Below are 21,857 nucleotides of genomic sequence, written 5' to 3'. Positions count from 1 at the left end.
CCTCACCGTGCGGCGGCTCGGGTGTCTCCAACGGCGAGGAGCGGATCGGGGGCGTGGTGCTCAAGGGAGGCAGACTCCGACGAGTTTCACGTCGAGGTACTCGTCGATGCCGTGGGCGCCTCCCTCGCGACCCAGGCCGCTCATCCCCACACCTCCGAACGGCGCGGCGGCGGCGGTGGGGTTGATGTCGTTCACGCCGACGATGCCGAAGCGCAGGGCCTCGGAGACACGGACGGACCTGCCCAGGTCCCTGGTGTAGAGGTACGACGCGAGCCCGTACTCGGTGTCGTTGGCCCGCCGTACCACCTCGGACTCGTCGTCGAAGGGCACGATCGCCGCCACCGGACCGAAGGTCTCCTCACGGTAGATCCGCATGGACTCGTCGACGTCGGCCAGGACCGTGGGCGCGAAGAACCGGCCCGCGTCGAGGCCGTCGTCCGTGAGCCGGTCTCCCCCGGCCAGCAGGCGGGCGCCCTTCTCGACGGCGTCCTCGACCTGGCGGGTCACCTTCCGCAGCGCCGCCTCGTCCACCAGCGGACCGATGGTCACCCCCGGCCGGTGTCCCGGGCCCGGCACCAGCTTGCCGACGCGGTCGAGGAGGGCGTCGGTGAAGGCGGGCAGGACGGAACGCTGGACGAAGATGCGGTTGGGGCTGATGCACGCCTGGCCCGTGTTCAGGAACTTCACCAGGGCAGCGCCCTTGGCGGCGTGCACGGGGTCGGCGTCGTCGAAGACGATCATCGGTGCGTGTCCGCCCAGTTCCATGGAGACGCGCTTCATGGTCGCGGCGGCCCGGGCGGTGAGGTCCTTGCCCACCTCGGTGGAGCCGGTGAAGGTCAGTTTCCGGACCAGCGGGGAGTCGAGCAGCCGGGCTCCCACCTCGGCCGGCCTGCTGGTCGTCACGAGGTTCGCGACACCCGGTGGCAGGCCCGCCTCCGCCAGCAACTCGAAGACCGCGACCGCGCACAGCGGCGTCTGCTCGGCCGGCTTGAGCACGATGGAGCATCCGGCCGCCACCGCGGGTGCGACCTTCCTCGTGATCATCGAGACGGGGTAGTTCCACGGCGTGATGCCGGCGACGACGCCGACCGGCTGGCGAAGGACGGAGAACCGCTGGCCGCCCCGCGAGGAGGGGATGGAACTGCCGTAGACGCGCTTGGCCTCCTCGGCGAACCAGGCGAGGAAGTCTGCCGCGTAGCGCACCTCGTTGAGAGCGGCCTTGAGCGGCTTGCCCTGCTCCTGGGTCATCAGCGCGGCGAGGTCCTCGGCGCGCTCGGTCATCAGGGCGTGGGTTCTCCACAGGACTTCCGCCCGGCGGTAGGCGTTCTCAGCGCTCCACGTGTCGAACGCCTCGTGCGCGGCCGCGATCGCCCGGTCGGTCTCGGCCGTCCCTCCGTCGGCGGCAGTGGCGATGACGGCGCCGGTGGCCGGATCCGTGACGCGGAACGTGCGGCCGTCGTCGGCCGCACACCACTTGCCGTCGATGAACAGTGTGTCCCCGTTCCGCACTCGTCCTCCAGTCGGTGTCGTCGGCATCACGAGTCCGCCCTCAGCAGCAGCACACCGCTCGGCGTCAGGCCTCCGCTGCTCACCACAGCGACGCCCGTGCCGTCGACCTGGCGGGGGCCGGCGTCGCCGCGTAGCTGCACGATCGCCTCCTGCAGCAGGCCCATGCCGTGGGTGCGGCCGTGGGAGAGCTGGCCGCCGTGGGTGTTGAGCGGCAGGACGCCGTCGCGCGCGATGTTCTTGCCGCCATCCAGGAAGTCCTTGGCCTCGCCGATGCCGCAGAAGCCGAGTGCCTCGATCCAGGACAGGCAGTTGAGGGTGAACCCGTCGTAGAGCTGCGCCACGTCGACGTCACCGGGGCGCAGCGAGGTACGCGTCCACAGGTGTGCCGCCGGTCCCATGACCTGCGGTTCGTGCGTGGAGGTGCTCTGGTCCCACTCCAGTGCCTCGGCGATGCGGGTGCCCACCGCCTCCACCCTGACGGGCCGCACCCGCAGGTCGCCCGCGGTGTCCGCGGCCGAGACGACGACGGCGATCGATGCGTCGCAGGGGACGTCGCAGTCGTAGAGTCCGAACGGGGTGGTGATGGTGCGTGCGCCCAGGTAGTCGTCCATGGTGAGTGGCTCGCGGTAGACGGCCGTGGGGTTGAGCGCGGCGTTCGCGCGCTGGTTCAGCGCGATCCAGCCGAGGGTCTCGCGGGTGGCGCCGTAGCGGTGGAAGTAGCGTTGCGCGGTCTGGGCCAGGATGTGGGCGGCGGACGACGCCCCGAAGGGCATGCCCCAGCCCATGTCGCCGCTGATCCGTCCGCTTCCGCCGTGGTGCAGTCGCCGCTCCCGCAACAACTGGTCGTGGGTGGACTGCCACACTGTCCGGAAGCACAGCACGTGCCGGGCGAGGCCGGCGGAGACGGCGAGCATGGCCGCGATGACCGAGCCGCCGGGGCCGGGCGTCTCCCCGCCGCCGTTGAACCAGGCCGGCCGGATGCGCAGCGCGGCCTCCAGGGCGGTGACGCCGCCTTCTCCGAAGCCGTGGTCGAAGCCACCGCCCGGATAGGTCGACAGCCCGTCGATGTCGTCCATCGTCAGGCCCGCGTCGGCCACGGCTGCCTGGCAGGCCTCCACGGTCAGCGCCAGCGGGTCCTTCATGAGACGGCGGCCGATGGTCGACTGCCCCACGCCGGACAGCACCGCGTCGTCCTCGAACTTCCTGCCGAGCGACGACAGCGGCGGCGACGACCGTCGGACCAGCTCCCGCGCCTCTTCGGCGGGCAGCTCGTCCTCGGGCAGCGGGGCCGAGTCGGCGGGCTGGTCGGCGGCGGGCCGGAACAGGGGCAGCCAGACGTCCTCGACCTCTTCGAAGGTCACCTGCATCCGCATGCCGAGGCTCAGCTCGTCCTCGGTGCAGTCGACCAGGCGGGTCGTCAGCTTGACCCGCGGGTCCTCCTCCAGCGCGACCTGGGCCACGATGGTGGGCGACGGCAGGCCCGGCAGCCCGAAGCGGTGGCTGACGGTGTAACCGAAGAGCGTACCGAAGCCGGAGACGGTGCGGGGCTCCACCCGCGTGTTCCGGCAGCGCGGGCACACGGGCTTGGGCGGATGCACGAGCGCGGTGCAGGAGGCGCACTCCTGCACCCGCAGCACGCCCTGGGCGCCCGACCGCCAGTAGAACTCGTTCCACGGCGTGACCAGCGGCAATGGCCTGGCCGAAGCGCTCATCAGGCCGACTCCCGCGCCGGCATCCGCCGCACCGCGTCCGGGTCCGGCATGCTGCCCGGCTCAACGCCCGAGGCGCCGCCCGGCGACCCGGCCGTGGCGAAGAACTCCGCGTTGATCCCGGTGAAGGCACTCCACTGTTCGGGCAGGTCGTCCACGTAGTAGATCGCCTCGGCCGGGCAGACCGGCTCGCAGGCGCCGCAGTCGACGCACTCGTCGGGCTGGATGTAGACCATCCGTTCCCCTGGGTAGATGCAGTCGACCGGACACTCGTCGATGCAGGCCTTGTCGAGGACGTCGACGCAAGGCTCGGCCACAACGTAGGCCACCACGCACTCCAATGGGTCAAAGGGCTGCAGGAAGAACAGGCATGCAGGAGGGACTGGACCGGGTCAGGCGTTCAGGCGTGCCGCTTCCTTGCGGACCGTGACGGGTTCGGCCAGGCGCTGCTCGTCGCAGACCCTCTGCATCCTGGCGATCGTCTCGTCGAGTCCGGCCCCGAGCCGCCGGCCGGGAGTGAAGGTCGCCGGCAGGTGCTTCATACCGTTGATGATGCCGGTGGTGTCGTAGTGCACCGCTCCGTCCGCCTCGCAGACGTAGTCCGGCATGCGGTCGAGGACGGCGGTGAGCATCGTCTTGAAGGTCGCCCGCGCGACGTTCGATCCGATGCACCGGTGGATGCCGAGGCCGAACGCGCTGTGCCGGTTGCCGGTGCGGTCCAGCCGAATCCGGTGCGGCTCCTCGAAGACCTGCGCGTCGCGGTTGGCCATCGCCCAGGACAGCCAGAGCCGGTCGCCCTCCTTGAAGCGGGTGCCGTTGACCTCGCAGTCCTGGGTGACGGTGCGGCCGTCGCCCTGCGCGGGAGTGAAGTAGCGCAGGAACTCCTCCGTCGCGCTGTCGAGCAGGGTCTGGCGCTCCCGGCTCAGTCGCTCGCGCTGGTCCGGGTGCTCGCCCAGCCACTCCAGGGAGTGGGCGGTCAGCGCCGTGGTGGTGTCGAAGCCACCGCCGATGAGCAGGCTGATCACACCGAGGATCTCCCGGTCGTCGGGGCGCCGGCCGTCGAGGTCCAGCGTGACCAGTTCGTGGATCAGACCCGGGCGGGGGTTCTTCCGGATCTCCTGGACGCCCTGGACCAGTCGCTCGCCCATACGCTGCTGGAGCCGGGCGATCCTCGGGTACTCGGGCGAGTCCATCGGGGTGTAGACCGCGGCGTGCACGGGCTCGCAGTACACGTCCCAGTCCTTGAGCGGCAGGCCCAGCATGGCCAGGGTGAACACCGCGGGCACGACGTTCGCCAGGTCGTCGACGAAGTCAACCCGGCCCGTCTCGATCACCTCGTCGAGGCAGGCCCGGGTCAGCTCCTCGATCACCGGCTTCCAGCGAGCCACCGCGGCGGGCGAGAGATACGGGTTCAGGGCCTGCCGGTAGTACCGCTGGTCCGGCGGATCCATCTCCAGGAAGCCGCCCCGCGACCTGAACTCCTGCGGCATGGGCGGGATGTTGATGCCGAGATAGCCGCTTCGGGTGCCGGTCACGTCGTTGTCGTTGGACAGCAGATCGGCACGCCGGGCGATGTCGAACAACTGCTTGTTGCCGCTGGCGAACCAGTACCCCCCGTGGGTGTCGTTCCACGCCATCGGGCACCGCTCGTGGAACTCGTCGGTGACTTCCTGGAAGTTCAGCCGGTACTCCGGGGAGTGCCGGTTGAGATGGACGACGGGACACTTGCGCTCCGCGTCGTCCGTGACCTGTGTGTCGTCGTGGGTCATGGCAAGCTGCTCCAGCCGGTGGCGGTTTACGGGGGGGGAGGTGGGTCAGGACAGGACGATCGCCTGCTCGGGGCAGGACCGGGCGGCCTCCCGGGCCCTGTCCTCCAGCTCGGGCGGGACCTCCTCGCCGAGCGGGTACGCGTGTCCGTCCTCGTCCCGCAGCCCGAAGACTTCGGGCGCGGTCATCCAGCACAGCGTGTGGCCCTGACAGAGCTGCTGGTCGACTTCGACCTTCATGAGCTGGCCTCCTCGCCAGTCGGACGGTTGGGGTGTCGGGGGTGGTTCAGAGGTGGAAGCCCTGGAACTTGAGGTAGGAGCCCGCGTCCACGCGCAGTTGAAGACCGGTGACGTAGCGGGACTCGTCGGAGGCGAGGTAGAGAACCGCGTGGCTGATGTCGGCCGGGTCCACGTACGGAATCGGCATGGCCTGCTGCGCCGGGAACCCGACCAGGGCGTCCTCGCGGGTGGGGTCTTCCAGGTCCGGCCGGAACGCCTTGTACATCGGCTTGCTGTTGAGCATGCCGGTGTCGCAGTTGGTCGGGTGGACGACGTTGGCCCGGATCTTCTGCGGGGCCAGATTGGCCGCGAGTTCGTGGGTGAACTCCGAGAGCGCCTTCTTGGCGTACGTGTACGCGGCTCCGCCGGGGTCGGTTCCCGGATCGGCGACCTGCGTGCCGGTCATGAAGACCGCCGCCGAACCGGTCGTGATGATCGAGGCGCCTTCCTTCAGGTGCGGGAGCGCCGCGAACACGGCGTTCATGACGCCGAGCAGGTTGGTGTCGACGACGTTGGTCCATGCCTGCATCGGCGGCTGCCCGCCCATGGACATGATCCCGGCCTGGGCCACCACGATGTCGAGGCGGCCCAGTTCGGCGATGCCACGCTCGACGGCGGCGGTGAGCTGTGCACGGTCGCGTACGTCCGCCTCGACCGCCACGACCTTGCGACCGGCCTTCTCGACCAGGCGGGCCGTCTCCTTCAGGTCGTCGGAGGTGCCGAGCGGGTACAGGTTCGTGGATATGTCGGCACAGATGTCGACCGCGATGATGTCGGCGCCTTCCTCGGCCAGCCGGACCGCGTGGCTGCGGCCCTGGCCGCGGGCGGCTCCGGTGATGAAGGCGACCTTGCCCTCTACTCGTCCCATGATGAGTTCCTTTCCGAATGTTCTGGTCAGCCGGCGGTGGCGGGGACGGCGATGGTCTTCGTCTCCAGGAAGTCCTCCAGCCCCTCGGTCCCCCACTCACGGCCGAGTCCGGACTGCTTGTAGCCCCCGAAGGGCGACTCGACGTCGAACCACTGGCCGCCGTTGACCCCGACGGTCCCCGTGCGGAAGCGGCGCGCCATGGCCATGGCGCGGTCCTGGTCGGCGCTGAAGACGGCGGCTCCCAGTCCGAAGTCGGTGCCGTCGGCGAGCCGCAGCGCGTCGTCGTCGTTCTCGTACGCCTGGATGACGAGTGCGGGGCCGAAGATCTCCTCCTGCACGACGCGGGAGGACGGGGCCACGTCTGCGATGAGGGTGGGCTCCACGTAGTACCCGCGCTCGAACCGGTCGGTGGGCCTGCCGCCGGCGACGACGCGGCCGTCCTTCGCCGCGATCTCGTAGTAGCTCAGCACCCGCTCGCGCTGTGCCGCGTTGACCACGGGCCCCATGATGTTGCCCGGGTCGGTCGGGTCGCCCCATCTCACCTGGGCGAGGCCCTGGGCGGCGAGGTCTACCGCCTCGTCCAGGCGTCCGCGCGGCACCAGCAGCCGGGTCAGCGACACACAGCCCTGCCCCGCGTGGAAGCACACGCCCGCCGCCAGTCCGGGCACCGCGGCCGACAGGTCGAAGTCGTCGAGGAAGACCGCCGGGGACTTGCCGCCCAGCTCCAGAGTGACCCGTTTGACGGTGTCGGCGGCGGCGCCCATGACCTTCCGGCCGGTGGCCGTCGACCCGGTGAGCGTGACGGCGTCCACGTCGGGGTGGGTGGCCAGGATCTGGGCGACGCTGTTGTCGCTGGTGGTGACGGTGTTGAGCACGCCGGCCGGGATGTCGGTGTGTTCGGCCGCGATCGCGCCCAGGGCCAGCGCCATCCAGGGGGTGTCGGGGGCGGGCTTGAGTACGACGGTGCAGCCCGCGGCGAGGGCGGCGCCCACCTTGCAGACGTTGAGGTAGAACGGGTGGTTCCACGGGGTGATGGCGGCGACCACGCCGGCGGCCTCGCGCCGGATGATCCGGTCACTGGGCACGCCCATGATCGTCTTGGTGGGGAGCGTCCGCTCGAACTCGTAGCTGTCCAGCAGACCGATGTAGTGGTCGAGGTAGGTGATCGACTCCTCGAGCGGAATGCCGGAGGTGATGCCGACCGGGATACCGCTCTCGGCCACCAGCAGCGAGCGCAGCGGTTCCACATGGGCGCGCAGGGCGTCCCGGAGCTGGATCAGGCAGTGGCGGCGCAGCTCCACGTCGGTCGACCAGTCGGTGCGGTCGAAGGCCCGCCGGGCCGCGGTGATGGCTCGCTCCATGTCCCCGATGTCGGCCTCCGGCGCCGTGCCGATGACCTCCTCGGTGGCCGGGTTGACGTTGCCGAAGGTGCGGCCACCCGTGGCGGGCACCAACGCGCCGCCTATGAGCATGTGTCGTGTGAGCTTGTCCATGGTGCGGCTCTCAATTCATCGAGACGGAGTGGAGAGGGAGACGGACTCGATCAACCGGGCGAGGGTGTCGTGGGCGTCGGCGAGAGCTCCCAGGCCGACGCCGAGGTCGGCGGTGACCTCGCGCACCACGGCGAGATCCTTGCCGAGGAACTCTCCGACGGCGGCGGCGAAATCCCGGACGGAGCCCGTCTCGGCGATGCCGCCCAGCGCGCGGCTGGCCCCGCTGCCGTGTCCCAGCCCTCGCAGCAGGTCCTCCTCGCGGATCCCGAATCCGGTCGCCACGGACACCGCTTGGGCGAGGATTCCGATGTTCGCGGCGAACACCGCGTTGTTGAGGAGCTTCATCCGCTGTCCCGCGCCGGCCGGCCCGAGGTGCAGGATCGGCTCGCCGTAGGCGGCGAGGACGGGACGGACTCTCTCCACCGCCTCGGGTGATCCGCCGACGAAGAGCGTGAGCCGGCCGGTCGCGATGTCCTGGGGTCCGCCGCTGATTCCGGCGTCGACCACGTCGATCCTCCGGTGACCGGCGTGCTGGACGAGCAGGTCTATGGTGCGCGGGCTGCACGTGGTGTGCACGACCAGGGTCGAGCCGGCCGGCATGGCGTCGATCAGGCCGCCGTCGAGGCAGACGTCCCGGACCTGGCTGTCGGTGTGCACGCACAGGCCCACCACGTGGGCCGCCGCGGCCTCGCGGACCTCGGTGGTGACGTCGGCGCCGTCGGCCGCGAGCACCCGGCGCGCCTCGGCCGAGCGCTCGAGCACGCTCACCCGGTGCCCCGCCGCAAGCAGTCGCCGCACCATGGGGCGTCCCATCCGGCCCGCTCCGACGAAGCCGATACGGGCCTTCGGGGGCGTCGGCACCGCCGCGTTCACCGGGGGTGCCCCATCGAGACCAGGGCGGCGTCCGCCGCCTGCAGGACGGTGCCCGCCTTCAAGTCGGCGGCTCGGGCCAGGTCGGCGACGAGTCGTGCGTCCTTCTGCAGCAACCGCCCGGTATGGTCACCCAGCGGCACCACAGAACAACCCATGTCCGCCAGAAGCTTGGCGGCGAAACTGGCGCCGGATCCGTGTGCCAGGACGCGCCCCAGCTGCCTCGGCTCGATGTCGAGGCCGCGGGCCAGTTCGTAGGCGCTCTCGGCGACGCCGATGTTCGCCGCGAGCAGCAGGTTGTTGACGAGTTTAGCCCGCTGACCGGCGCCCACCGGCCCGAGGTGCACGACGGGGTCCCCGTACGTCTCGAAGACCGGCCGGACGCGCTCCACCGCCTCGGTCTCGCCACCGACCATCACCAGGAGCCGCCGCTCCTGCGCCGCGGGGCCGCCCCCGCTCACCGGCGCGTCGAGCAGGGTGATGTGCCGCTCGGCCGCCTGCTCCGCGAGACGCCGGCACGTGTCGGGGTGGACGGTGCTGTGCACGGCGATGACACCACCCGGCCGCATGCCCTCCAGCAGACCGTCCGGCCCGGTGATCACCTCGCTGACCCCGGCGTCGTCGACCACGCAGACGCAAACCAGGTCACAGGCGGCCCCCAGCTCGGCCGGCGAGGCGGCCACCACCGCCTTCGTTTCGGCGAACGGCGCGGTCGTCGCCCTCCGCCGCGCCCACAGCGTGGCCGGGAATCCCGCCTCGACGATCCGGTGAGCCATCGGACCGCCCTGTTTGCCGAGTCCGATGAACCCGACGCGCCCCACGCCCGCCCCGCTCATGTCACCGCACCCGCGATCTTGAGGTTGAGCAGCTCCTCGTCGGTGACGCCCATCTCCCGCAGGATCTCGTCGGTGTGCTCCGCGAACAGCGGACCACGGGTGAGCTGCGGCGCCTCGCGGTTGAACTGCACCGGGCTCCCGACGAGCTGACGGGTGACGCCCTCGGCGTCGACGACGTCCGCGATCTGGCCGATGGCCCGCAGGGAGATGTCCTGTCCGACCTCGTGCGTGTTCTGCACGACGGCCCACTGGCCCTCCATGCCCTCGAAGGCGGCCACCCATTCGTCCTTGGTGCGGGCGGCGAGGGCGGCAGCGACGATCTCGCTCGCCTCGGCCGCGTTGGTCATCAGCTTCTCGGCGGAGTCGAAGCGTTCGTCGGTGGCCAGCTCGGGCCGGCCGATGCGCTCGGCGAACTCGGGCCAGTAGCGCCCGGGCTGGAGCATCGCCAGGGAGAGCCACCGGTCGTCCGAGGTGCGGTAGACGGCGGTGAGCGGGTTGCTGGCGCGGGCCGTCACGGGGTCGAACTTGGGCAGCGGGCCGCCGTTGACCAGGGCCAGGTTGACGTTCATCTGCGTCGCCCAGGCACCGACGCCGGTGAGAGAGACGTCCACGGTCGGCGCGGCGCCGGTGCGCTCGCGGGCGAACAGGGCGGCCGCAATGCCGCCGGCGATGGTCATCCCGCCGATGTTGTCGCCGTAGGCTCCGACCGGCTGCGCGGTCAGGAACTGCGCCCCGGGCGGGGTGGCGGAGTCGGCGCTGCCGCCCCGGGCCCAGAACGCGGTGCTGTCGTAGCCGCCCTTGTCGGCCTCGGGTCCGCTGTGGCCGAAGCCGGTGCCGAGGGCGTACACGATGTCCGGGTTGACGGCACGGACGTCCTCGACGTCGATGCCGAGCTTGGTCCGGGCGCTGGGCAGGAAGTTGGTGAGGAAGACGTCGCTGGAGCGGATCAGCTCGTGCAGGATCCGCTTCGACTCCGGCTTCTCCAGGGCGAGGCCGAGGCTGCGCTTGCCGCGGTTCGGGCCGTCCATCATCGGGGAGAAGGTGGATCCCTCCTCGCCCACGTTCTGGCTGAAGACCTTGACGATGCCGCGCTGTGCGTCGCCCTTCTCGGCGTGCTCGACCTTGATCACGTCGGCGCCCCAGTCCGCGAGGACGGCGCCGGCGGACGGCACGTAGGTGAACTGGGCGACCTCCAGAACCCGGATGCCCGCCATCGGTTTGATCACTGGTGGAGACCTCTACTTCCTTGCTGCAGGGGCGTGGTGTGTGGTGTCGGCATCAGATTCCGAAGCGCTGGGCGCCGTCGATGCGGATGACCTCGCCGTTGAGGTAGTCGTTCTGCGCGATGTGCAGGGCGAGCCCGGCGTACTCGTCCGCGCGGCCCATGCGCTTGGGGTTGGGCACGCCCGAGCCCCACTTCGCCTGGGCCTCCTCCTCGTTCATCCGGAAGGCGGGGGTGAAGAAGGTGCCGGGCGCGATGCCCATGACGCGCACCCCGGCGGGAGCCAGGTCCCGGGCGGCGGCGAGGGTCAGGCTGATGACACCGCCCTTGGCGGCCGCGTAGTCGGACTGGCCGACCTGGGCCTCGAAGCCGGCGATCGACGCCGTCATGATGACAACGCCGCGCTGGCCGGAGTCCAGCGGCTCGTTCGTGCTCATCGCGGCCGCGCTCTGAGCGAGGATGTTGTAGGTGCCGCCGAGGAAGATGTCCGTGGTCCGCTTGAACGTCGCGAGGGGGTAGAACTCGCCCTTGCGGTTGACGATGCGGCGGCTGGCGGCCGGGCCGCCGTGGACGGCGACCGAGACGCGCAGGTCACCCAGTTCCCGGGCCGCCGCCACCGCGGCGCCCACGGACTCCTCGCTGGTGACGTCCGTGGTCAGGTAACGCACCCTGGAGCTGCCGAGGTCGGCCTCCAGGGCCTTGCCCCTGTCCTCGGCCAGGTCCGCGATCAGCACCGAGGCCCCGGCTTCGGCGAGACGCCGCACAGTCGCCTCGCCGAAGCCACCGGCCCCGCCGACGACCAGTGCCGACGCGCCTTCGAGATTCATGTCGTCCTCCGTACGTTGATGAGTGGACCGGTGGAATCAGGCGGACACGGGGCCGTTCTCGCGGACGAGGCCGACGAGATCGCGGCGCAGCACCTTGCCGGTCGGTGTCGTCGGGAACTCCTCGACGAAGAGGACGTGGTCGGGGGTCTTGGAACTGCGCAGCCGGTCCCGGACCCAGGTGCGGAGTTCCTCGGCCTCGGCCCGGACCCCGGGGCGGAGCAGGACGAAGGCGCCGATGCGCTGGCCCCACTCGACGTCCGGCACTCCGGCCACGACGCATTCCCGGACGGCGGGGTGGGAGCCGAGGACGTCCTCGATCTCGGCCGGCGCGATGTTCTCCCCGCCCCGGATGATCGTGTCGTCGGCCCGGCCGCGCACGAAGAGGTAGCCTTCCGCGTCGAGGTAGCCGCGGTCCCGCGTGGGGAACCAGCCGCCGTCCCGCAGGAGGCTGCCGGCCTCCAGGTACTCCCCCGCGACCTGGGGTCCGCGGACGACGATGTCGCCCACGACACCGGCCGGGCATGCCCGCCCCTCGTCGTCGCGCACCTCGACCTCCACCGAGGGCAGCGCCCGGCCCACCGATCCGAGACGGGCCCGTACCTCCGGTGTCGTTCCGGCGGCGGCCTCGCGGTGGTCGTCGGGGCCGAGCACGGCGATCGAGGAGGCCGTCTCGGTCAGACCGTAGGCGTTCACGAACCCCGTGTCCGGGAAGAGCCGGAGGGCTTCCTCTATCACCTCGGGCGCGATCCTGGCGCCTCCGTAGGAGAGGGACTTCAGCGATCGCGGCCCCTCGGCGCCCCGCTCCCTCAGCTCCGTCACGATCCGGGCCAGCATGGTCGGCACCACCATGGCGTGCGTGACGTGCTGACGCTCGACCACGTCCAGCCAGCCGCCCGGGGTGAACCTGTCCAGGTGCACGACCCGGCGCCCGGCGTATAGGTTCGACAGGGCGTTGGCGACGGCCGCTATGTGGTAGGGCGGGACGCTCACGAGTGTGGCGTCCGTGTCGGGCACGGAGCCGAACTCGACGGAGCCGAACAGGTAGGCCGTCAGGTTGCGGTGCCGCAACACGGCACTCTTCGGAGCGGCCGTGGTGCCGCTCGTCATCAGGAGCACGGCCGGGGAGTCCGGGTCGACCGTCTCGGCGGCCGTCGACGTGCCGTCGGTCGCCGGGAGGGCGAGAAACTCCTCTGTGCCGGAGATTCCCGCCGCGGCCGTCGCGGCGACACGGTCCGGGGTGTCGGTCACGATGAACGGAGTGTCCTGACGAGCCATCACCTCCGCCAGCTGCTGCTCGCCGAGGCGGAAGTTGAGGGGCAGGAAGGGCACGTCTGCGAAGGCGGCCGCGAACAGTGCCACGGGGAACGCCGGACCGTTCGGGCCGAGGTACACCAGTCGCCGCGCGCCGGCCTCCCGCAACCGCTCGGCGCCGGCCAGCGCACGGGAGCGCAGGTTCGCCGCGGTCATTCCGGTCTCGCGGTCGCCGATCAGGACGCGGTCGGGCATGCCGCCGACCACCATGTCGAGGACCATCGCGAGATTCATGGCATCTCCAGCACGTGTTGTCGTGAGGGGGAAAGTGCATCAGGTAGCCGGCGTGGCCGGCCGGTCAGCTACCGCGCTTGACCTGGTTGAACGGCACGCCTCGATCGGGTGCGGGCTCCCGCGGCATGCCGAGCAGGCGCTCGCTGACGATGTTGCGCGCGATCTCCGTGCTGCCTCCGCCGAGGCTCACACCCTGCCGCATGAGGAACCCGGTGGCGGCATACCCGGTGGCACCGGGCTCGGTACCAGCACCGGTCGCGATACCGGCGCCGGCGATCCGGACCGTGTGATCGTCGCTCAGGTGCGCGTACTCGGCATGCAGGAGCCGCAGGAGGGAGGAGGCCGCGGGCGGCAGCACCTCGGTGGCCATCGCCCTGGTGACCCGCCCCACGGTCTGTTCGTGCACGGTCTTCAACGCCAGGTACTCGCCGACCAGTTCCCGCACCCTCGGGTCCGCGGCCCGGCCCGAGGCGCGTGCCATGTCGAGCGGGTTCGGGTGCGGTGTGGCCCGCATGCCGCCCTCACCGCTCACGTACGGCGAGCCGCCGCCCACCGCGTTGCGCTCGTGGAACAGTTGGCGGGAGGCTACCGTCCAGCCGCCGTCGACCTCGCCGACCACGGCCGACGCCGGCAGCCGTACGTCGTCGAAGAACTCCTCGCAGAATTCCAGCGAGCCGTTGACCATGCGGACCCGGTTCAACGTCAGTCCCGGAGCCTTCAGCGGGACGAGGAACATCGTGAGGCCCTGGTGCTTGGGCACGTCCCAGTTCGTCCGGGCGAGACACAGACTCCAGTCGGCGGCGTACGCAGAAGTGCTCCACGTCTTGGCCCCGTTGAGCACCCACTCGTCACCGTCGCGCTCCGCGCGTGTGATCAGTCCGGCCAGGTCGGAACCGCCGCTAGGCTCGGACAGCAGCTGGCACAGGACCTCCTCGCCCCTGATCGCCGCCCCGATGCGGGCGCGCTTCTGCTCCTCGCTGCCGGTGTCGAGCAGCGTCGCGGAGCAGATGGCGAAGGACGGCACGTTGAGCAGCAGGGGCATCTCGTAGCCGCCCGACTCCTCGGTGAACGCCTCCTGATGGGCACTGGACAGCCCGAGGCCGCCGTACTCCTCGGGGAAGCAGATGCCGGCGAATCCACCCGCGTACAGCCTCTGCTGCAACTCTCGGGCCCGTTCCCACTCGTGGGTGTCGTCCTCGCCCGTCCCCGACTGCGGCCGGTCACCCAGCCGGGGCATGTTCTCGGCCAGCCAGGTACGGGCCCTGGCACGGAACGACTCGACGCTCTCCGTCGCGTTATGGCTCATCGCAGTTCGGTCCTTCACCGGTCACGTCAGGAGGGGTGTTCGGGGAGGTTCACAGGGAGGCGAGGTCCGCCAGGCGCAGACGGTGGTCCTGCGGTGTTCCGTAGTGGGCCTGGTCGAGGGTGGCCCGACGCAGATACAGGTGCAGGGCGTGCTCCCAGGTCACGCCGATGCCGCCGTGCAGCTGGACGCAGTCCTGAAGGATCACGAGCGAGCGGTCACCGACGTACGACTTGGCCGTGCTGACCAGCCTGGCCGCCTGGGGAGACTGTTCCTGGACGGCGGCTGCCGCCGCCTGCGTCGTGGCGTGACAGGCCTCCAGCCAGGTGCGCATGTCGGCGATCCGGTGCTTGAGCGCCTGGTAGGAGGCGAGCGGCCGGCCGAAGGAGTAGCGGTCGAAGGCCCATTGTGTGGTGAGGGCGAAGGCGCGGTCCAGTGCCGCACACATCTCGGAGCACTGGATGACCACCGCGATCTGCAACTGGCGTTCCACGGTCTCCTTCTCGCCCGGCGTGCCGACCAGGGCCTCGCCCCCGACCCGGACCTCGTCCAAGCGGACCTCGCTGAAGGAGCGGGACAGATCCAGGGACCACTGAGGGCTCACCGAAACTCCCGGCGCCGAGGTCGGCACGAGGAACTGAGCGAGGCCGCCGGGGGTGTTGGCCGTGACGAGCAGGAGGTCCGCCTGGTCCGCCTCCTGGACCCGGTCCTTGACCCCCTGGAGCAGGAAGGAGTCGCCGTCACGCGTGGCGGAGAGGGAGGCTTCCAGCGGCGCCCACTCGGCACCGGGTTCGTAGACGGCCCAGGTGGCCACGGACTCACCCGCCACCAGAGCCTCGATCTCCGCGCTGTGATCGGGGCCGCGCCCCTGGGCGGCGACGAGCCCGGCGAGGACGACGTTGACAGGGAGCAGCGGGCCGGGGGCGACGCCGGTGCCGAGTTCCTCGGCCAGCAGGCTCAGGTCGCGTACGCCCTCACCGGACACGCTGCCTCCGCCCAGCTCCTCGGGGACGAGTGCGGCGGCCCAGCCCAGGTCGGCGCCCTTGCTCCACCACTGCCTGCTCCAGCGAGGCTCGCCGTCCTTCATGCCCCGCACCCGGTCGAGCGAGTACTCCTTCTCCAGGTGCCCTTTGGCCGATTCCCGAAAGAGCCTCTGATCCGGCGACAGCGCGAGCTCCATCGGGTCTTCCTCTCACCTTGGCTCTGGGTGGCCCCCACTGAACACCGCACCAGAACACTTGTCAATGTATCGAACTGTTTGGAATTCGATCCATCGAAGCATGCCGCGAACCGGCGTGACGGTCGAGGAACATGACCTCCGCTCACCCCGGGCCGAGCAGCACGACAAAGCCCACCGGCAACGACGGCAGCCGGGCCGCTACGGTCGTGACACCGCCGGTGGCATCGTCGACGCCACGCCAGTCCGCTCCGGGACGGCGGACGGCATGCGTGGGGACATCGCCGACGGGCGTGTCAGCGCCCGACGCGAGCGCGAACAGCCCTCTCCCGCCCCGCCTCGATCAGGTCGTCTCGCCCGGCAGCACCCGGAACACGTCCGCCAAGCGCGGGAGGTCACCCGGCGGGACGGAACCGCCACAGACACGCGCGAGCGAGTGGCGCACGTGCTGGACCGACGCGGCGACATCCCCCATCACCGTGCTGAGGCGAGGCACCACCACCTGACCCAGGTCGCCCCCCTCGACACCGATCACCGCGACATCGTCCGGCACACGCAGGCCCAGCCGCTGGGCGGCGAACACCACGGCGATGGCGACCTCGTCATTGTGGCAGGCGACGCCCACGGGGCATCCGCGCTGCTCGACCAGCCCGGCGAGCGCCTCTCGCGCCCCTTGGGGTTCGATCGGTACATGCAGGTGGGTCGGTGCGCCGAGCCCTTCGGCGGCGCAGTAGTCGGCGACCGAGGCGGAGCGCGCACGCCCATAGGGCTCGTCGCGCGCGTCGGACAGGAACGCGTACGCCAACTCCGTGAAGCCCCTTGAGTGCAGGTGCTCGGCCTGCAGCGACCCGATCCAGGCGTTGACGTCGACCGGCTTCTCCTGCGCTATCAGCGGGCAGCCGATCCGTTCGACGGCCGCGGCCTCGCGGTCGGTGAGTCCGCCGAGGTCGACCACCCCCACGGGCCGCAGCGCGTCGACGAGGTTCAGCAGCCGGCTCCGGCCCGCGTTCTCCGCGTCCTTCGGCCCCTTGAAGTGCACGACCGTACTGAAACCCAAGTCTTCGATATGGCCGGTGAAGGCCTCGATGATGTCCTGGAAGCGCATGTACGTCACATGGGGCACCACGACGACGACGAAGTCGCTGCGGCCCATCACCAGGGCCCGACCTGCGGCCGATCGCACGTAGCCCAGTTCCGCTGCGGCGCTGCGCACGCGCTCGACGGTCTCCGGGTGGTACCGCTCGACCCGCTGGTCGTTGAGGACATCGCTCACCGTGGTCCGGGAGACACCCGCCAGCCGCGCCACGTCCACACTGGTGGCCCGGCGTGCGCCGCCGCGACTCGGCGCACGTCCGGCATCCGGTCGTCTGGGCACGCAACCTCCAGGCGTCGATCGGCGGGTGGGCCACCCGCACGAGATCCTCGGGTGATCCTCCCACTCATCGGAGCGGGCCCCAAGAGGGGGCGGCGACCCGCCCTCCCGGTCCATGATGGCAGACACATTTACGATTTTGAATCTATCGACTAACGTCATCTTCGCTGCCCGCCTATATCACTGTCGGGCGCCCTTCCAACAACACAGTGAGGTGGTGTCTCGTGCCCGAAGCTGTGATCACCAGTGCGGTGCGGACTCCGATCGGGACGGCGTACAAGGGCACCCTTGCCGAGACCCCGGCCGAGGTACTCGCCCTGCACGTCCTGCGCGAGGCCGTTCTCCGCTCCTCAGTGGCGGCTGAGCAGTTCGACGACGTGATCTTCGGGGAGTCGCTCTACGGCGGCGGCGACCTGGCCCGTCATGCGGCCGTCGCGGCGGGAATGACCCAGGTACCCGGTGTGGCGCTGAACCGGCACTGCGCCAGCGGTCTGACCGCGATCGGAACGGCCGCCGCGAACGTCCGGGCCGGTATGGACCGCGCCGTGGTCGCCGGCGGTGTGCACTCCTTCTCCACCGCGCCGGTCCTGAGCTGGCGTGTGCCGCTCAGTGACGACATGGAGAAGCGGATCCCGCCGACCTTCCCGTACAGCGAGGACGCGACCGACGACGTGACCCTGAGCGTCGGCTGGAACGTGGCCCGGAAGTTCGGGATCACGCGCGAGCAGATGGACGCGTGGGCGCTGCGCTCGCATCAGCGGGCGGTCGCCGCGATCGAGGAGGGCCTGTTCGCCGACGAGATCGCGCCGATCAAGGTGGCCCGGCGCAACGGTTCGATGGTCGCCTTCGCCGTCGACGAGCACCCTCGTCCCACCACGTCGGCCGAGCAACTGGCCCGGCTCAAGCCTCTCCACCCGGAGATCGAGGGTTTCTCGATCACTGCGGGTAACGCCGCCGGGGTCAACGACGGCGCGGCCGCGCTCACCGTGCTCTCGGACGCTCTGGCACGCGAACAGGGCATACCCGTGCTGGCGACCGTGCGCGCCTGGACGGCGGTCGGCGTCGACCCGGAGTTCACCGGTGTCGGGGCCATCGACGCCTCGGTGAAGGTTCTCGACCGGGCCGGGCTGTCCGTCTCCGACATCGACCTGTGGGAGATCAACGAAGCGTTCGCCTCGGTTCCCGTCGCGGCCTGCCAGGAACTCGGACTCGACGAGGACCGGGTGAACGTCCACGGCAGCGGCTGCAGCCTCGGCCACCCGATCGCCGCGAGCGGCGCGCGCATGGTGACGACCCTGGTCCACGAGCTGCGCCGCCGAGGCGGCGGCCGTGGCCTCGCGGCCATGTGCGCCGGCGGTGGGCAAGGCGGCGCCGTCATCGTCGAAGTGCCTTGATCCCGCACGTATACGCCTGCCCGTCGAGGAGTGAACCCCCTTCATGGACATCAAGAAGATAGCCGTCGTCGGCTGCGGCACGATGGGCGGCGGCATCATCCAGCTCGCCGCCCAGAACGGTCTGGAGGTCGTGGGTGTCGAACCGGACGAAGCCCGGGTCGACGCGGCTCGCGAGCGCATCGAGGCCGGCCTGAGGGCCAGTGCCGAGCGCGGCAAGATCACCGCCGACCAGGTTGAACAGGCCCGTAGCCACTACGAACTGACGACGGAACTGGCCGCCATCAGCCAGGCGGACCTCGTGGTCGAGGCCGTGTACGAGGACGTCGAACTCAAGAAGCGGCTGCTGGCGGCGATCGACGAGATGGTCGGCCCCGACACCCTCATCGCGTCCAACACGTCCACCATCCCCCTGGTGATCCTGGCTGCCGCGACCTCGCGTCCCCAGCAGATCGTGGGCCTGCACTTCTTCAATCCGGTGCCGGCCATGCGCCTGGTCGAGGTGATCAGGACACCGGTGACCGAACAGGAGTGCATCGACGCGGTGACGGCTCTGGCGACGGGCCTGGGCAAGTCCCCCGTCCTGGTCAACGATGTCCCCGGCTTCGTGGGCAACCTGCTGATCGTGCCGTACCTCCTCGACGCCATCCGCGCCTTCGAGCGGGGCGTCGCGGACATGGAGTCGATCGACGCGGTGATCCAGCTCGGGTTCAACCACAAGATGGGGCCGTTCCGGCTCAGCGACCTCATCGGCCTGGACATCGTCCACGACATGGCCGCGTCGATGTACGAGGAGTACAAGGACCCGAAGTACTTCCCGCCTCCTCTCCTCAAGCAGTACGTCCGCCTGGGATGGCTGGGCCGCAAGAGCGGGCGGGGCTTCTACACCTATGACGACTGAGCCGCTCGCCCGCGCCGACCTGCCGGCCGAGGTCGTCGAAGTGTGGGACGGCGGCCTCCGTTCCACCGACCCGCTGGACTTTCCCGGATACGAGGTGCCGGACCCGACGGCCGAGTCCGTGCGGACGGCACTGGTCGAACTCGGCGGACGGCGGGCCGTGTGGATCGACTGCGACTTCCGGCGTATGGGCGGCACGATGGGGGCCGTCGCCGGGGAGCGTATCGTACGCGCCTTCGACCGGGCCGTGCGCCTGGGCGTACCCGTGGTCGAGACGGTCTCGACGGGCGGGGCCCGTCTGCAGGAGGGGATGGTGTCCCTCCTGCAGATGCCCCGCACTGTGGCGGCCGCCGGTCGGCACGCGGCCGCGGGGCTCCGTTCGGCGACGCACCTGCGCTCACCGACAACCGGCGGCGTCTTCGCCTCGTTCGTGTCGGTCGCCGACGTGCGCGCCGCCGAGCCCGAGGCCACCATCGGCTTCGGTGGACCGCGGGTCGTCGCCGAGGTCACCGGCGCGTATCCGCCCGCCACTTCGCACACCGCCGAGTCGGCCGTGCGGCACGGTCTGGTCGACGCCATCGTCGCCCGGGACGACTGCTGGTCCTGGCTTGCCGCGGCCGTGGGCCTGACCGAGGCGCCCCCGCTGACACTGCCGCCGGGCCGCCCCCCGCTCCCCGACACCACTCCCCCGGTCCACTCCCCCTATCCGCACCTGCGGCGGGCCCGCGGCAGAAACCGCCCGTCGGGACTCGAATGGGCGGCGTGGCTCACCGGTTCCTGGACCGAGATCCGCGGCAGCGACCCGGCGTTGCGGGCCGGAATCGCCACCGTCGACGAGCGGCCGGTCGTGGTCCTGGCGATGGACCGCTTCGCCGGCACTTTCCGGCCGGGCGCACCGGGCCCGGGTGCGTACCGCCTCGCGCAACGAGCCGTGCGGCTCGCGGGCCGCATCGGGCTGCCCGTGCTCACGTTCGTCGACACCCCGGGCGCCGACCCGCGCCCCGCCTCGGAGGCGGGAGGTCTCGCGGGCGAGATCGCCGCGACTCTCGTGTCCCTGGCGGAACTGCCCACCCCCAGCGTGTGCCTGGTGGTGGGTGAGGGCGGCAGCGGCGGCGCCATGGCCCTCGCGCACACCGACGAGCTGCTCATGTTGAACGGCGCCGCGTTCTCCGTGATCGGTCCCGAGGCGGGCGCGGCGATCCTCTACCGCGACGCCGGGCAGGCGCCGCGGCTCGCTCGCTCCCTCCGCATGACACCCACCGATCTGCTGCGTCTGGGCATCGTCGACCGCGTACTGCCGGAGCACGTGGCGGCGGTGCGGTCGGCGATCGTCCAGTCCCTGTCCCACGGCCGCGTCGGAACCCGGAACAGCCGCCCCGACACGGTCACCGCCGCGGCCCTGACCGAATAGCGGTGCGGCGGCACATCCACCCCTGATCGTAAGGAGAGTCATCGATGGGCAAATCGGCACTGCTCGCCTGGGCAAGCCCCGTACCCGACCGGACCGCCGAGTTCGCCGACTGGTACGAGAAGGTCCACATCCCCGAGGTACGGGCCGCCATCCCCTCGATCACGCAGGTGAAGCGGTACCGACTCGTGGACCCGGCCGATCCCGAGCGCCCCGCACGCTTCCTCACCGTCTACAACCTGGGCGAGGTGGATGTGGCCGAGGCTGCGCAGCGCCTCGGAGCGGCAGTGGCGGCGGGCGGGCTGGTCCCCTCGGACGCCATGGATCTGGCCGGTGATCCTCCCGCGCTGCAGTGGTACGCCCTCGAATCCGACGAGCAGTAGGGAGCGGAACCATGAAGAAGAAGGTCCAGCGGACCGGCGACCACGGGATCGGGCAGATGGTGCACGTCGTCCACATGTCCGACGACGCTCAGCAACTGCGCCGGTTCTACGAGGACGTCATGGGCGCCTACGTGTACATGGGCGTGGACGAGCCCCACTATCTGCCGCCCGAGGACCGCTACGCGACGCTGCTCATGATCGGCGATCTGTGCATCGAGACCATGGCGCCCAAGATGCCGGCCGATCCCCAGCTTCCCGTCGGCAAGTTCTACACGAAGTTCGGCCGCCACCTGCACTCGGTGGGCTACAAGGTGGACGATCTCCCGGGTCTGGCCGACCGCCTGCTGGAGCGCGGCATCTACATCGGCAAGCCCGGTGGGGGCAAGATAGACAAGCTCGATCCGGAGACCCTCTACTTCTTCCCCAGTCCGCGGGACACCGCCGGTCTGATGGTGGAGCTGTGCCGCACGGACATGCCGGGCGACCCGCGCGACCAGGAGACCTGGTCGTCGCTGGAGCGGATGTGGCGATCGCATCCGCTGACCATCGAGCGCTTCTCCTACGTCACGCTGGGCGTCCGTCACCTGGCCGCGGCCGTGAAGACGTACGTCGACATCATGCAGGCCGTACCCGTGCAGACCGGTGTGGACCCCGACCTGGCGGCGAAGTACGCGACGCTTCAGCTCGGCGACTGCCTGCTGCAGCTCGCGGAGCCGATGGACGCCGGATCCGATCTCGGCAGGCACGTCGAACGGTGGGGCAACATGATCTACAGCCTCAGGTTCAAGGTGCGCGACCTGGGTTCGGCGGAGAGCTGGCTGCACAAGAACGCGGTCCGTACGACGCGCGTGCGTGACGAGCTGATCGTCACCGATGTCGAGGACACGTTCGGGGCGCCCATCTTCTTCAGTACGGAGGAGATCGAAGGGGACCCCTTCGCCTGAGCGGAACGGCCCGGCGCCGCGGCTGGATCCCGATCTGGATCGCCGCGATGCCGGGCC

At 70.6% G+C, this 21,857-nt stretch carries 20 protein-coding genes; 5 read left to right on the top strand and 15 right to left on the bottom strand.

Annotated elements, in window-relative coordinates; genetic code table 11:
- Nucleotides 1-60: 60 nt before the first annotated feature.
- The 15 genes from AMK11_RS15480 to AMK11_RS15410 all read right to left on the bottom strand — a co-directional run bounded on the left by AMK11_RS15480 (nt 61) and on the right by AMK11_RS15410 (nt 16,893).
- On the bottom strand, nt 61-1,509 hold the full coding sequence (locus tag AMK11_RS15480; protein ID WP_241846982.1) for an NAD-dependent succinate-semialdehyde dehydrogenase: 1,449 nt from the start codon (nt 1,507-1,509) through the stop codon (nt 61-63).
- Nucleotides 1,510-1,535: 26 nt separating this feature from the next.
- Entirely contained in the window at nt 1,536-3,221 is a 1,686-nt protein-coding gene (locus AMK11_RS15475; RefSeq protein ID WP_198941371.1) for a thiolase C-terminal domain-containing protein, read from the bottom strand.
- On the bottom strand, nt 3,221-3,547 hold the full coding sequence (gene fdxA, locus AMK11_RS15470; protein ID WP_079187454.1) for a ferredoxin: 327 nt from the start codon (nt 3,545-3,547) through the stop codon (nt 3,221-3,223). The genes AMK11_RS15475 and fdxA overlap by 1 nt, the downstream gene beginning before the upstream one ends.
- Before the next feature lie 63 nt (nt 3,548-3,610).
- On the bottom strand, nt 3,611-4,987 hold the full coding sequence (locus AMK11_RS15465; RefSeq protein WP_073727361.1) for a cytochrome P450: 1,377 nt from the start codon (nt 4,985-4,987) through the stop codon (nt 3,611-3,613).
- Nucleotides 4,988-5,032: 45 nt separating this feature from the next.
- Nucleotides 5,033-5,224 carry a ferredoxin gene (locus AMK11_RS15460; protein WP_073727359.1) on the bottom strand — a complete coding sequence of 64 codons (192 nt, stop codon included), beginning with the start codon at nt 5,222-5,224 and terminating at the stop codon, nt 5,033-5,035.
- Nucleotides 5,225-5,270: 46 nt separating this feature from the next.
- Nucleotides 5,271-6,131, bottom strand: a complete 861-nt coding sequence (locus AMK11_RS15455; protein ID WP_073727357.1) for a mycofactocin-coupled SDR family oxidoreductase — start codon at nt 6,129-6,131, stop codon at nt 5,271-5,273.
- Between the two features lie 26 nt (nt 6,132-6,157).
- Nucleotides 6,158-7,624: an aldehyde dehydrogenase family protein gene (locus AMK11_RS15450; RefSeq protein ID WP_073727355.1), complete on the bottom strand. Its 1,467-nt coding sequence runs from the start codon at nt 7,622-7,624 to the stop codon at nt 6,158-6,160.
- A 15-nt stretch (nt 7,625-7,639) separates the two neighbouring features.
- Nucleotides 7,640-8,497 carry an NAD(P)-dependent oxidoreductase gene (locus tag AMK11_RS15445; protein WP_206745204.1) on the bottom strand — a complete coding sequence of 286 codons (858 nt, stop codon included), beginning with the start codon at nt 8,495-8,497 and terminating at the stop codon, nt 7,640-7,642.
- Complete coding sequence (locus tag AMK11_RS15440) at nt 8,494-9,330, bottom strand: NAD(P)-dependent oxidoreductase (protein WP_073727353.1); 837 nt, start codon at nt 9,328-9,330, stop codon at nt 8,494-8,496. Before AMK11_RS15440 ends, AMK11_RS15445 begins: the two co-directional genes overlap by 4 nt.
- A complete protein-coding gene (locus tag AMK11_RS15435; RefSeq protein ID WP_073727351.1) occupies nt 9,327-10,556 on the bottom strand; it encodes a CaiB/BaiF CoA transferase family protein in 1,230 nt (409 codons plus the stop codon). Before AMK11_RS15435 ends, AMK11_RS15440 begins: the two co-directional genes overlap by 4 nt.
- A gap of 52 nt (nt 10,557-10,608) precedes the next feature.
- Nucleotides 10,609-11,379, bottom strand: a complete 771-nt coding sequence (locus AMK11_RS15430) for an SDR family NAD(P)-dependent oxidoreductase (protein ID WP_073727349.1) — start codon at nt 11,377-11,379, stop codon at nt 10,609-10,611.
- Between the two features lie 36 nt (nt 11,380-11,415).
- On the bottom strand, nt 11,416-12,924 hold the full coding sequence (locus AMK11_RS15425; protein WP_073727347.1) for a class I adenylate-forming enzyme family protein: 1,509 nt from the start codon (nt 12,922-12,924) through the stop codon (nt 11,416-11,418).
- Nucleotides 12,925-12,988: 64 nt separating this feature from the next.
- On the bottom strand, nt 12,989-14,230 hold the full coding sequence (locus tag AMK11_RS15420; protein WP_073727345.1) for an acyl-CoA dehydrogenase family protein: 1,242 nt from the start codon (nt 14,228-14,230) through the stop codon (nt 12,989-12,991).
- 49 nt (nt 14,231-14,279) lie between these two features.
- Nucleotides 14,280-15,407: an acyl-CoA dehydrogenase family protein gene (locus tag AMK11_RS15415; RefSeq protein ID WP_073727343.1), complete on the bottom strand. Its 1,128-nt coding sequence runs from the start codon at nt 15,405-15,407 to the stop codon at nt 14,280-14,282.
- Nucleotides 15,408-15,747: 340 nt separating this feature from the next.
- Complete coding sequence (locus tag AMK11_RS15410) at nt 15,748-16,893, bottom strand: LacI family DNA-binding transcriptional regulator (protein ID WP_274535674.1); 1,146 nt, start codon at nt 16,891-16,893, stop codon at nt 15,748-15,750.
- A 107-nt stretch (nt 16,894-17,000) separates the two neighbouring features.
- Between AMK11_RS15410 and AMK11_RS15405 the strand changes: the two genes are divergently transcribed.
- From AMK11_RS15405 to AMK11_RS15385, 5 genes are read left to right on the top strand one after another with little or no spacing between them, the layout of a single operon-like run.
- The gene (locus AMK11_RS15405) at nt 17,001-18,170 is read left to right on the top strand and encodes a thiolase family protein (RefSeq protein WP_073727339.1); all 1,170 of its coding nucleotides are present in this window, start codon (nt 17,001-17,003) and stop codon (nt 18,168-18,170) included.
- A 43-nt stretch (nt 18,171-18,213) separates the two neighbouring features.
- Nucleotides 18,214-19,068 (top strand): 3-hydroxyacyl-CoA dehydrogenase family protein, encoded by an 855-nt coding sequence (locus AMK11_RS15400; RefSeq protein WP_073727337.1) that lies wholly within the window; start codon nt 18,214-18,216, stop codon nt 19,066-19,068.
- A complete protein-coding gene (locus AMK11_RS15395) occupies nt 19,058-20,476 on the top strand; it encodes a carboxyl transferase domain-containing protein (RefSeq protein ID WP_073727335.1) in 1,419 nt (472 codons plus the stop codon). The genes AMK11_RS15400 and AMK11_RS15395 overlap by 11 nt, the downstream gene beginning before the upstream one ends.
- Before the next feature lie 44 nt (nt 20,477-20,520).
- The gene (locus AMK11_RS15390; protein WP_073727333.1) at nt 20,521-20,856 is read left to right on the top strand and encodes a hypothetical protein; all 336 of its coding nucleotides are present in this window, start codon (nt 20,521-20,523) and stop codon (nt 20,854-20,856) included.
- Between the two features lie 11 nt (nt 20,857-20,867).
- A complete protein-coding gene (locus AMK11_RS15385; protein ID WP_073727331.1) occupies nt 20,868-21,800 on the top strand; it encodes a VOC family protein in 933 nt (310 codons plus the stop codon).
- Nucleotides 21,801-21,857 lie beyond the last annotated feature (57 nt).

This window comes from Streptomyces sp. CB02414 (genome assembly GCF_001905385.1).
Taxonomy (GTDB): Bacteria; Actinomycetota; Actinomycetes; order Streptomycetales; family Streptomycetaceae; genus Streptomyces.
The sequence above is the reverse complement of the archived record's forward strand: the minus strand, read 5'-3'. Positions and strand labels throughout refer to the sequence as shown.

What these genes read in the sequence shown, in the direction of transcription:
- AMK11_RS15475 (WP_198941371.1), bottom strand. Translation starts at nt 3,221, where the DNA reads ATGAGCGCTTCGGCCAGGCCATTGCCGCTGGTCACGCCGTGGAACGAG.
- AMK11_RS15465 (WP_073727361.1), bottom strand. Translation starts at nt 4,987, where the DNA reads ATGACCCACGACGACACACAGGTCACGGACGACGCGGAGCGCAAGTGT.
- AMK11_RS15460 (WP_073727359.1), bottom strand. Translation starts at nt 5,224, where the DNA reads ATGAAGGTCGAAGTCGACCAGCAGCTCTGTCAGGGCCACACGCTGTGC.
- AMK11_RS15455 (WP_073727357.1), bottom strand. Translation starts at nt 6,131, where the DNA reads ATGGGACGAGTAGAGGGCAAGGTCGCCTTCATCACCGGAGCCGCCCGC.
- AMK11_RS15450 (WP_073727355.1), bottom strand. Translation starts at nt 7,624, where the DNA reads ATGGACAAGCTCACACGACACATGCTCATAGGCGGCGCGTTGGTGCCC.
- AMK11_RS15440 (WP_073727353.1), bottom strand. Translation starts at nt 9,330, where the DNA reads ATGAGCGGGGCGGGCGTGGGGCGCGTCGGGTTCATCGGACTCGGCAAA.
- AMK11_RS15430 (WP_073727349.1), bottom strand. Translation starts at nt 11,379, where the DNA reads ATGAATCTCGAAGGCGCGTCGGCACTGGTCGTCGGCGGGGCCGGTGGC.
- AMK11_RS15425 (WP_073727347.1), bottom strand. Translation starts at nt 12,924, where the DNA reads ATGAATCTCGCGATGGTCCTCGACATGGTGGTCGGCGGCATGCCCGAC.
- AMK11_RS15420 (WP_073727345.1), bottom strand. Translation starts at nt 14,230, where the DNA reads ATGAGCCATAACGCGACGGAGAGCGTCGAGTCGTTCCGTGCCAGGGCC.
- AMK11_RS15415 (WP_073727343.1), bottom strand. Translation starts at nt 15,407, where the DNA reads ATGGAGCTCGCGCTGTCGCCGGATCAGAGGCTCTTTCGGGAATCGGCC.
- AMK11_RS15410 (WP_274535674.1), bottom strand. Translation starts at nt 16,893, where the DNA reads ATGGACCGGGAGGGCGGGTCGCCGCCCCCTCTTGGGGCCCGCTCCGAT.
- AMK11_RS15400 (WP_073727337.1), top strand. Translation starts at nt 18,214, where the DNA reads ATGGACATCAAGAAGATAGCCGTCGTCGGCTGCGGCACGATGGGCGGC.
- AMK11_RS15395 (WP_073727335.1), top strand. Translation starts at nt 19,058, where the DNA reads ATGACGACTGAGCCGCTCGCCCGCGCCGACCTGCCGGCCGAGGTCGTC.
- AMK11_RS15390 (WP_073727333.1), top strand. Translation starts at nt 20,521, where the DNA reads ATGGGCAAATCGGCACTGCTCGCCTGGGCAAGCCCCGTACCCGACCGG.
- AMK11_RS15385 (WP_073727331.1), top strand. Translation starts at nt 20,868, where the DNA reads ATGAAGAAGAAGGTCCAGCGGACCGGCGACCACGGGATCGGGCAGATG.